Genomic DNA, 10,475 nt, shown 5'->3' with positions numbered 1-10,475 from the left:
TTACCTGAATCCGTGAGCTCGGGCATGCGGAATTTTCATAAGTTGTTGATGCATAATGGTTTATTCGATAAAATGACCCCTTTGTCTTCTCACCCAGCGGGTGAACGTTCCGGGGTATGGCATGGGGTTTGGATTTCGCGTCAAGCAACTCGACTATGACCTGACGCCGGTGGCCGGTCTGGCCCTTGTCGGTCATCACCTCAAGCGCCTCGATCCTCTGTTCAAACGCCTGGATGCCCAGTGGCCTTGCCGCGGCGGACTGCCGCCCAGCACACTGATGCGCAGCTATGTTGGCTTGCTCGCGCAGAGCAAGAGCGACTTCGATGCCATCGAAGGCTTTCGAGGCGATCGTTTCTTCCAGGAGGCGCTGGGTCTGGTGGGTGTGCCGTCCTCGCCCACCCTGCGCCAGCGCCTGGATGCGCAGGCCGCCCTGTGGTTTGACTTCACCTCCCAGGCGATTGAAGCGCTGCTGCGCAAGAGCCAACCGGACTATGGTCTTTTGCCTTGCGGTCATGTGCCGCTGGACATCGACACCTTCGCGATGGACAACTCGGGCACAGCCAAGGATGGGGTGAGCCGCACCTACGCGGGGGTCGATGGCTACTGCCCGCTGGCGGCCTACCTGGGCACGCATGGGTTTTGCCTGGAGTTCGCCCTACGTCCGGGCGCGCAGCACTCGGCTTCGGAGACGACCTACAACCTCGAGACGGCCGTGCCCATGGCGCAGCGCCTGTCGACCGCAGGCCCCAAGGCGCCGATTCTCGTGCGCATGGATGCGGGGTTTTGCTCGGCCGCCTTGATGGCCGACATGCAGCGCTGCAACAGGCCAGGACTGCCCCGGGTCGATGTTCTGATCAAGTGGAATCCCCGCAAGACCGATCCTCTGGAGGTCTTGCGACGGCAGGAACTGGAAGGGGGTTTGTTGTGGCAGCATCCGCGCGCAGGCAAGCGCGTGGCGGTTTGGGAGGTGGCCGTGCAGGTCGAAGGCATCGCCCATCGCCTGCGCCGCATTGTGCGCATCACGGAGCGCACCGTCGATGCCCGTGGCCAGCAGTTTTTGGTCCCCGAGATCATCTTGGAGGGCTGGACGACAAGCTTGCCCAAGGCCATCAGCGCCGAGGCGATCATCGACCTGTACGCCGGGCACGCTACGCACGAGCAGTTCCATGCGGAATTCAAAACCGACATGGATCTGGAGCGACTGCCCTCGGGGAAGTTCGACACGAACGATCTTGTCTGCCAGCTTGCGGCCCTGACGATGAACGTGCTGCGCCTCATGGGGCAGCAAGGGCTGCTGGGGCCGCATGCACCGGTGCGCCATGCGGCCAGGCGACGGCGTCTGAAGACTGTGATCCAGGAACTTGTCATCCGCGCAGCACGCGTGATCAACCATGGCGGGCGGCTGTGGTTGGGACTGGGCGCCAACGACAAGGCAGCCCGTGCCTTTTGCGATCTGCATGCGCAGTTCGCCGCCAGCGGCTGAAGACGCAGTCCAAGCTTTCCCAGCACCCCAAGACGCTGGCCACAAGGGCTCGGCGGGGGAACGGCTGCGCGCAACCCACCCGAAATGACCGATCAAGGGGGCCGATCGTTCGCGCACAGCCCCACAGCCCCCTTCGACACGGCGCTCGAACCGTGAACCTGCGGGAAATCGGGAAAATCGGGCCGTCACAATCAGCTTTCAAGTCGATGGATTATCGGAAGTCACGGATTCAGGTTCTTAGAGAAGCGCCCGGAGGGCAGGATCGACACGCGAACGATCAAGATCGGCTGCAATATCGCCCAGGACGTTGGTACCTACACTTTTAAGTTCAACGATGGAAAGTCGGTGGCCGGTCGCTATACGTTCATCTACGAGAAGGTGGGCGATAGATGGCTGATCGATCATCACCATTCATCGGTCATGCCGGAATAATGGACGCGGCGCTTTCGCCGTCTTGATGGTCAAGCGCCAAAACATGCAACCGCATGGGATGAAGGAGCCGGTCATGCAATGCCGGCATTGCTTTGAAACCCGGCTGGTGATGGCCGAGCGCCATGGCATCGGGATCGACTATTGTCCGAAATGCCGTGGCGTGTGGCTCGATCGCGGGGAACTCGAAAAAATCCTCGAGCGTGCTGCGATCGAACAAGGTCCTTTGCCGCAGCGGATGGCTGCTGCGCAGACCTCGGCACCGCTTGGTCCCGATCGTACCGGTCAACCGCGCCAGCCCGATTTCGCGGACAGCGATTTCGGTCATCACGGGCATGATGCACGCTATGTTGACCCGGGACGCAAGCGCAAATCCATGTGGTCAGAGTCGTTCGATTTTGATTGACCCGCGCTCCTTCCTGCGGTCATTTGCGGGGGCGTGAGCCTCCGTTTTTTCATCGATTTCCGGCCTTGGCGACAACTTTCATGGACCTGCTCACCACCTCCTTTCTCGGCCATGCCGTCTGGCTGTGGCTGGCCTTCGGCGGCATTGTCATCAGCCTGCTGGCTTTCGACCTGGGTGTGTTGCACCGCGACGGCGGCGACATCAGCGTGAGCGAGAGCCTGTGGCTGTCTGCCGGCTACATCGCCGTGGCCGTGGCGTTCGGCGCCTGGCTGTGGTGGCTCGAAGGCGCGCAGGCCGGGATGGATTACTTCACCGCCTACGCGGTGGAAAAGAGTCTGTCGCTCGACAACGTGTTCGTCATCTCGCTGGTGTTCGCCGCCTTCGCCATTCCTCGCGGCTTGCAGCACCGGGTGTTGCTCTGGGGCATTCTGGGTGTGCTCGTGTTGCGCGCCATTCTCATTGGCGCGGGCGCGGCGTTGGTGACGCAGTTCCACTGGGTGCTCTACCTGTTTGCCGCCTTCCTGGTCTACACCGGGCTGCGCATGCTCTGGGTGGCCGATCACGTCCCTGACCCCATGCGCAACCCCCTGTTGGCGCTGATGCGGCGCTGGCTGCCGATCGCTCCGACGCTGCACGGCGAGCGATTCTGGGTGCGGCTGCCCGATGCGGCGGGACGGCTCAAGCCGCACGCCACACCGCTTTTGCTCGCGCTGGTGACGGTGGAACTGGCCGATCTGGTGTTCGCGGTGGACAGCGTGCCGGCGGTGTTCGCCGTCACCACCGACCCGTTCGTGGTCTATACGAGCAATATCTTTGCCATCCTTGGCCTGCGCGCGCTGTATTTCGCGCTAGCCGCCATCCTGCACCGCTTTGCTTACCTTAAATACGCGCTGGCGTTGGTGCTGGTTTTCATCGGCGGCAAGATCGTCGCCGGTGAGTTGTGGGGCAAGGTGCCTTCGGCGCTGAGCCTGGCGGTGACATTCGGTTTGCTCGCTGCGGGCGCGCTGTTTTCGCTTTGGAAAACGCGCAGCGGCGGGCCGGTCAAGAGTGCGCAGACGCCTGCGCGATGAGTGCGAGTAGCGCCGCGCCGTAGCTGTCGCGCTTCTTGTCGCCCACTCCCGAGATGCCACGCAGTTGTTCCAGGCTGCGCGGGCGCGCCAGGGCGATGGCCTGCAGCGCGGTGTCGGGAAACACGACGTAGGCGGGAACGCCATGTTCCTTGGCCACGCCGCTGCGCCAGGCGCGCAGGGCCTCGAACAGGGCGAAGTCTTCGGCGGAAAGGGCCTGCCCCACCGTGCCCGTGCCCGTGGCCGGGGCGGGCCGGCGCTTGCGCTCGGCTCCGGGCTCCTGACGTTTGAGGTGGATGCGCCGCGCGCCGCGCAGCACCTCGCGGCTGGCGTCGGTCAGGCGGAGCACGTTGAAATGCGCGGCGTCCACCTCCAGAAGATGCTGGGCGGCGAGCTGGCGCAGCAACTGGCGCCAGTCCTGCTCGCTCAGATCCGCGCCGATGCCGAAGGTGGACAGGACCTGGTGGCTGAAACGCTCCACCTTCTCGCTGCGCTTGCCGCGCAGCACGTCGATGATGTGCGTGGCGGCGAAGCTGGTGCCGCTGGTCTGGCGGCAGCGGTAGATGCACGACAGCAGCTTCTGTGCGGATTCGGTGGCGTCGACCAGCTCGGGCGGGTTGAGGCAGTTGTCGCAGTTGCCGCAGGACGTGCTGGTCTCGTCGAAATACGCCAGCAGGCGCACGCGGCGGCAGTCGGCGGCTTCGGCCAGGGCGAGCATGGCGTCGAGTTTGCTGGTGGACAGGCGCTTGTAGGCGTCGTCGGCTTCGGAGAGTTCGATCAGGCGGCGCTGCTGCACCACGTCGGAAAGACCATAGGCCATCCACGCCTGCGCCGGCAGGCCGTCGCGCCCGGCGCGGCCGGTCTCCTGGAAATAGCCTTCGATGGACCTGGGCATGTCCAGATGCGCGACGAAGCGCACGTCGGGCTTGTCGATGCCCATGCCGAAGGCGATGGTGGCCACCATCACCACGCCGTCCTCGTCCAGAAAGCGGCGCAGGTGGGCCGCGCGCTGCGCCGCCGGCAGGCCGGCGTGATAGGGCAGGGCGGCAATGCCGTGGCCCGCGAGCATCTGCGCCACCTCTTCCACCGTGTTGCGCGACAGGCAGTACACCACGCCGCAGTCGCCCACGTGTTCGCCGCGGATGAACTGCAGCAGTTGCGCGCGGCCGTCGCGTTTTTCCACCACGCGGTAGCGGATGTTGGGGCGGTCGAAGCTGGAGACGAACTCGGTGCCGTCGCGCAGCAGGCGCTGCACGATTTCATGCCGCGTGGGCACGTCGGCGGTGGCCGTGAGCGCCACGCGCGGCACCTGCGGCCAGCGCTCGCGCAGCATCGCCAGCTGGCCGTATTCGGGGCGGAAATCATGGCCCCATTGCGACACACAATGGGCCTCGTCGATGGCGAACAGGGCGATGCGGCAGCCATCGAGCAGTGACAAGCCGGATTCGCTCAGCAGCCGCTCCGGCGCCATGTAGAGCAAGTCCAGCTCGCCGCGCCGTGCCTGCTGCTGCACCTCGCGCGCGGTTTGCGCGTCGAGCGTGGAGTTGAGGAAGGCGGCACGAATGCCCAGTTCGCGCAGCGCGGCGACCTGGTCCTGCATCAGCGCGATCAGCGGCGAGACGACGACGCCCAAGCCCTCGCGCAGCAGCGCCGGAATCTGGAAGCACAGCGACTTGCCGCCGCCCGTGGGCATGAGCACCAGTGCATCGTGGCCGCCGAGCACATGGTCGATGACCTCGCGCTGCCGGCCGCGAAACGCCGGGTAGCCCCAGATGTGCTGCAGCAAGGATCCGGGGCTGGACGGCGAGTCGTGGCGTGCGTTCATGCCGCAAGCCTAGCAAGGCCCAGGCTTCGTCTCGGCCGGTGCGGGGTTTGTGCGCTGAATGCGCGCAACGGAGCGGCGCATGTTGTATCTCGCTTCGCGTCTTACGTTTGCTCACGGGCAAAAGCGGCCAATTGGAATACAAATGTCAGACACCAATGAAGTTCGCGACGACTGCGAGCCATCCCCTCAAGAAAACGCGGGGCCGTTCCCCTGATTTCTTGGCCCCCTCGGGGGTGGGGCGTCGGAAAGCCACGCCCTTGGGGGCGTACTCAAACGGAGATCACCATGGCCAGTGTTCCACTCGGCGCGGCAACCCCGCCCAAGACCCAACGCAGCAAGATTCACAAGGAGGCGGGCATCTGGAGCCTGCTGTTCGCCAGTCTGACCGCCATCATCGGCTCGGGCTGGTTGTTCGCGCCGATGACGGCCGCACAGCAGGCGGGGCCATCGAGCATCTTGTCCTGGGCCATCGGTGGCGTTGCCATTTTGTTGCTCGCCTTCGTCAACGCCGAACTCACCAGCGCCTTTCCGGGCATGGGTGCGGTCATCACCTTCCCCAAGCTCAGTCACGGCAGCCTCACGGCGGCGGTGATGAGTTGGGTGGTGTTTCTCGGCTACGTGACCGTGGCGCCGGCCGAGGTGCTGGCGGTGGTGACTTACGCCAACAACTACCTGCCCGGTTTCGTCAACGCCAAGACCCAGTTGCTCACCCCCGAGGGCATGGCCGCCAGCGTCGTGCTGCTGGGCGTGTTCGTGCTGATCAACGCCATGGGTGTGCGCATGCTGCTGCGGGTGGGCAACACCATGATGATCTGGAAGCTGATCGTCCCCATTCTCGCCATCATCATGCTGATGGTGTCGTCGTTCCACAGCGGCAACTTCACCTCGCAGGGCTTTGCGCCCATGGGCGTGCAGGGCACGATCTCGACCATCGCCACCTCCGGCATCGTCTTCAGCTACCTCGGCTTTCGCCAGGCCATCGAGCTGTCGGGCGAGGCGAAAAACCCACAGCGCGACGTGCCCATCGCCATCGTCGGCTCGGTGCTCATCGCCGGGATCATTTTTGTTCTGCTGGAAGTGGCTTTCATCGGCGCCCTGAACCCCGCCGACATTGCCAACGGCTGGGCCAAGGTGACCTTCACCGGCGCTTCCGGCCCCTTCGCGGGTCTGGCCACCATTCTCGGCTTGAGCTGGCTGGCGGCGCTGCTGTATATCGACGCGGTGGTGTCCCCTGCAGGCACCGGCCTGGTTTACGGCGGCACCACGGCGCGCGTGGTCTACGCCACCGGCAAGGACGGCCTGTCGCTGCCCTGGTTCGCCAAGCTCAATTCCAAAGGTGCGCCATCGGTGGGTTTGTGGATCACCTGGATCGTCGGCCTGTTGTTCTTCCTGCCGTTCCCCTCCTGGCAAAAAATCGTCACCTTCATTTCATCGGCCGCGGTGCTGGCCTATGGCGTGGGTCCGGTTTGCCTGCTGACGCTGCGCCGCACCCTGCCGCTAGGCACGCATCCGCGTCCCTTCACCCTCAAGGGTGCCTGGCTGTGGGCGCCGCTGGCCTTCATTGCCGCCAACTTCATCATCTTCTGGTCCGGCGCGGGCACCGACAACTTCCTGTTCGGCGCCCTGGCGGTGATCTTCGTGCTCTATGTCATCGCCCAGGCGGTCGCGGGCCGTGCCGGCCAGTTGCACTGGAAAAGCGCGTGGTGGCTGTTCCCGTATTTTCTCGGCATGTGGGCCATCACCTATACGGGGCCGGCAAATCCCATTGGCGGCAATGGCACCTTCACCTTCAATGAAGGCATGGGCCTGGTGGTGATCCTGAGCTTCATCATCATCGGCGTGGCCGTGATCAGCGGCCTGCCCGAGCCGGAGGAGGCGCGCGCCGCACTGCTCGTCGGCGAGCCTGAATTGACGGGCAGCGACGTGCCGGATTGATTCCACAAAACGCATCCGACGCAACGGATTGCATATCACCCTGAACTGGCCCGGATGCATGCGCATCCGGGCTTTTTGCATGTGGCTTGGGTTTCAAGCGCGGGCGCTTGGGACCAGTTTCTCCGCGTCGGCGGCAACCTTGTGCTTCGACGCCACCACCACCTGCCGCTGCGCGCCCAGTCCCTGCACTTCGAGCGCGACCACATCGCCGGGCCGCAAATAGCGCGGTGGCTGTTTGCCCATGCCCACGCCGGGTGGGGTGCCGGTGGCGATGAGGTCGCCGGGGCGCAGGGTCATGAAGTGACTGAGGTAGCTGACGATCTGGGCGACGGAAAAAATCATGTCGCGCGTATGGCCGCTCTGCATGCGCTCGCCGTTGACGTCCAGGTGCAGCGCCAGGGCTTGCGGCTCGGGCACTTCGTCGGCGGTGACGAGCCAGGGGCCGACCGGGCCGAAGCTGTCCAGCCCCTTGGACTTGTCCCACTGGCTGCCGCGCTCGAACTGGAACTGACGCTCCGAGACATCGTGCACGGTGCAATAGCCGGCGACGAAACCCAGCGCCTCGGCCACGCCGACATAGCGGGCCTCGCGGCCGATGACCACGCCGAGTTCGACCTCCCAGTCCATGCGCGTGGAATGCGGCGGATGTTCGATGGCATCGAACGGCCCGGTGATGCAGGTGGTCCATTTGTTGAACACGATGGGCTCGGTCGGAATGGCCTGCTTGGCTTCCGCCGCATGGTCGCGGTAGTTCAGACCGATGGCGATGAACTTGCCGATGCCCACAAACGGCACCCCCAGCCGGGGCTGGCCCGCCACGCGCGGCAAGGCATCGACATCGAGTTTGCGCAGGGCGCGCTGGCCCTTCGCGCCGTAGACCTCGGGGCCGATGTCGTTCACCACCCCGCGCAGGCTGCGCAGACGGCCTTGGGCGTCGATGAGGCCGGGTTGTTCACGTCCCGAAGGGCCATATCGCACGAGTTTCATGAGGGTTCCAGATCAAGGGCAAATTGGGGTTTGCACGCGGCTGCGTGCGCTGCGGGGCATGCACGGCGCGATCCGGCGCCGGGGTCGCCGCCGTTCGATTCGCGCGGGTTCAGCGCTGTTGGTATTGTGCCGCGCCGAACAGGTTCTGGCGCGCCTGATCGTCGAGCAGTGGCTTGCGCTGCTCGGCCAACACGGCCACGCCTCGCTGCACCGCAGGCCGGGCGGCAATGGCGTCGAACCAGCGCTCGGCATGCGGGTAGTCGGCCCAGTCAACGCCCTGGTTATTGGCGCTGCGGCACCAGGGAAACGCGGCCATGTCGGCGATGGTGTAGTCGTCGCCCGCCAGATAGGCGCAGTTGGCCAGGCGCGCGTCCATCACGCCGTACAAGCGCTTCGCCTCATTGGTGTAGCGGCCGACGGCGTAGTCGATTTTCTCCGGGGCGTAAATGCGGAAATGATGCGCCTGGCCCAGCATGGGGCCGAGCCCGCCCATCTGCCACATCAGCCACTGCAAGGTGGTGTAGCGCGCGGCGCCGGATGCAGGCAGGAAGCGCCCGGTTTTTTCAGCGAGGTAGATGAGCATCGCGCCCGATTCGAACAAGGTGATGGATTCGCCGCCGGGTCCGTCAGGGTCGACCAGGGCCGGAATCTTGTTGTTGGGGCTGATGCGCAGGAACTCGGGTTTGAACTGCTCGCCGGTGCCGATGTTGACACCGTGGACGCGGTAGGAAAGGCCGAGTTCCTCCAGCAGGATGTGCACTTTGTGGCCGTTGGGGGTGGGCCAGGAATAGAGGTCGATCATGGCGGGCCGTGGGTTGGTGTGTCCGCGGGCAGCAGCCCCATCGGCCGCTGATGGCCTTATTGTTGCGCCGCATCGCGAATCTTGCAGGGCGGCTCAAGTGCCACGCTGTTTGACGCCATGCAGGCCCGCGCGTCGCGCCTGCCGGGAGCTATGGGCGCCCGGGTGTTGGCGCCAGGGCGCGGCGGCGTAACCAGCGCCCGCGTTCGTCAGCCAGGACTTCGTGCAAGGGCCGGCTTTCAACAAGCGCCATGTGCTGCTCGACGCCACCCAGTTCCATGAGCGCGTGCTGGGCCAGCGGCCGGGCGAGTTGCAAGGCCATGTGCAGCGCCATGCCAGGCTCCGTGAGGCGGCAAGCCAAGCCAAGGGCGTGAGCGCGCTCGGCCGACAAGCCGCCATCCAGCAGGCACAACTCGGCCAGCGCGGCGCGGGGCAGGCGCTGCGCCGCCAGCCACAACGCCCCCGCATGCCTGCCGGCGATTTCGCCCGCCATCGGCAGCAGGAATTGGGCGGTGCGGGCGGCGACGATCAGATCGCAAGCCAACGCCAGCGCCAGGCCGGCGCCGCTGGCCTGGCCTTCCACGGCCGCGACGATGGGTTTGTCGCTGTCACGCAGGGCCAGCAGCCAGTCGTGCAGCGCGTCGATGAAGGCGGGTTCGTCCTGCGCCGCCCGCACCTCGTGCGTTGGCTCTTGCACACCCAGGCAGAACTGCTGAGTGCTTCCGGTCAGCACGATGACGTGGATGTCCGGGTCGCGCAGGGTGGTGGACAGCGCCTCGATGCCGGCATGCGCCATCGCTGGCGTCATCGCCGCGCTGGCTGTGCCAAGCTGGAGATTGAGCACGCAGATGCGGCCATCGGTCGCCGCGGTGTCATCGTGAAATAGGGTCATGGTCGGCGCGTGTCGAGAGGTTTGGGTCGGCAGTTTCAAGGCTGAAGCGCCGCGATCAGGCTGCATGTGCAAAACTCGATGCAAAAAAACGCATTTTTGCAAAATCGTTCACGAAATTCCCAGGCGCATTGCGAATCAGCCCTTCTTGACGCGATATTGGCTGATAAATACGGCGTCAGCCTGCACAGTTCGGCGCCCAAACCCGCGCCGCAGACAACCTTTCTATCCGCTTTGTCGTTGTCCATGCACCATCGTCCGATCCATGTTTTGCGTGGACATGCCCATCATTCCTGGCTGAAGCCGGCGCTGCTGGCTGGCTGCTCGCGCCGTCTCTGGCGCAGGCCTTGTTGCTGAGCCGGCCCGTGGTTCACGCCATTCTCGGGCAACAGCTGCGCGTCGACATCCCCGTGCAACTCGACGCTGGCGAACAACTGGCCACCCGGTGCGTGCAGGTGCAGGCCGACGCCGGCTCCGACCCGCTGCGCGCCGATCAGTTGCAGATCCGAGTGCAGCACGAGGGCTCGGGTCTGGAGCGCATTCAGGTGCGATCCCACCATGCCCACGGCCGAGCCTTTCGTGGTGCTCACGCTCAAGCTCGGCGGACGACAAGACACTGGCCGCAATCAAGCTTCCGGCCCGCCAGAGCTTGCGC

10 protein-coding genes and 1 pseudogene are annotated in these 10,475 nt (G+C 65.1%); 5 read left to right on the top strand and 6 right to left on the bottom strand.

The window, feature by feature from the left end; translation table 11 throughout:
* Window positions 1-121 precede the first annotated feature (121 nt).
* From THIX_RS18290 to THIX_RS18275, 4 genes and pseudogenes are all read left to right on the top strand, one after another.
* Window positions 122-1,483 carry an IS1380-like element ISCARN34 family transposase gene (locus THIX_RS18290; protein ID WP_086558171.1) on the top strand — a complete coding sequence of 454 codons (1,362 nt, stop codon included), beginning with the start codon at window positions 122-124 and terminating at the stop codon, window positions 1,481-1,483.
* A gap of 231 nt (window positions 1,484-1,714) precedes the next feature.
* Window positions 1,715-1,915 (top strand): annotated as a pseudogene (locus THIX_RS18285) (nuclear transport factor 2 family protein); the annotation flags it as partial.
* Window positions 1,916-1,988: 73 nt separating this feature from the next.
* Window positions 1,989-2,318 carry a zf-TFIIB domain-containing protein gene (locus THIX_RS18280; protein ID WP_112488456.1) on the top strand — a complete coding sequence of 110 codons (330 nt, stop codon included), beginning with the start codon at window positions 1,989-1,991 and terminating at the stop codon, window positions 2,316-2,318.
* Between the two features lie 80 nt (window positions 2,319-2,398).
* Window positions 2,399-3,388, top strand: coding sequence for a TerC family protein (locus THIX_RS18275; protein WP_112487333.1), 990 nt, complete (start codon window positions 2,399-2,401; stop codon window positions 3,386-3,388).
* Here THIX_RS18275 and recQ read toward each other — a convergent pair.
* A complete protein-coding gene (gene recQ, locus THIX_RS18270) occupies window positions 3,360-5,210 on the bottom strand; it encodes a DNA helicase RecQ (RefSeq protein WP_112487332.1) in 1,851 nt (616 codons plus the stop codon). The genes THIX_RS18275 and recQ overlap by 29 nt on opposite strands.
* Window positions 5,211-5,495: 285 nt before the next feature.
* Between recQ and THIX_RS18265 the strand changes: the two genes are divergently transcribed.
* Window positions 5,496-7,145 carry an APC family permease gene (locus THIX_RS18265; protein ID WP_112487331.1) on the top strand — a complete coding sequence of 550 codons (1,650 nt, stop codon included), beginning with the start codon at window positions 5,496-5,498 and terminating at the stop codon, window positions 7,143-7,145.
* Between the two features lie 93 nt (window positions 7,146-7,238).
* Here the strand turns inward: THIX_RS18265 and THIX_RS18260 are convergent, their stop codons facing one another.
* The 5 genes from THIX_RS18260 to THIX_RS18245 all read right to left on the bottom strand — a co-directional run bounded on the left by THIX_RS18260 (window position 7,239) and on the right by THIX_RS18245 (window position 10,410).
* Window positions 7,239-8,132 (bottom strand): fumarylacetoacetate hydrolase family protein, encoded by an 894-nt coding sequence (locus tag THIX_RS18260; protein ID WP_112487330.1) that lies wholly within the window; start codon window positions 8,130-8,132, stop codon window positions 7,239-7,241.
* Between the two features lie 109 nt (window positions 8,133-8,241).
* Entirely contained in the window at window positions 8,242-8,934 is a 693-nt protein-coding gene (locus THIX_RS18255) for a glutathione S-transferase N-terminal domain-containing protein (protein WP_112487329.1), read from the bottom strand.
* A gap of 148 nt (window positions 8,935-9,082) precedes the next feature.
* Window positions 9,083-9,823, bottom strand: a complete 741-nt coding sequence (locus THIX_RS18250) for an enoyl-CoA hydratase-related protein (protein WP_158540948.1) — start codon at window positions 9,821-9,823, stop codon at window positions 9,083-9,085.
* Between the two features lie 35 nt (window positions 9,824-9,858).
* Window positions 9,859-10,068: a hypothetical protein gene (locus tag THIX_RS23220; RefSeq protein WP_146748625.1), complete on the bottom strand. Its 210-nt coding sequence runs from the start codon at window positions 10,066-10,068 to the stop codon at window positions 9,859-9,861.
* A gap of 39 nt (window positions 10,069-10,107) precedes the next feature.
* Window positions 10,108-10,410: a hypothetical protein gene (locus THIX_RS18245; RefSeq protein WP_146748624.1), complete on the bottom strand. Its 303-nt coding sequence runs from the start codon at window positions 10,408-10,410 to the stop codon at window positions 10,108-10,110.
* Between the last annotated feature and the right edge of the window lie 65 nt (window positions 10,411-10,475).

It is taken from the genome of Thiomonas sp. X19, assembly GCF_900089495.1.
Lineage (GTDB): Bacteria > Pseudomonadota > Gammaproteobacteria > Burkholderiales > Burkholderiaceae_C > Thiomonas_A.
Note: the sequence above shows the minus strand (reverse complement) of the source record. Positions and strands in the feature narration are given on the sequence as shown.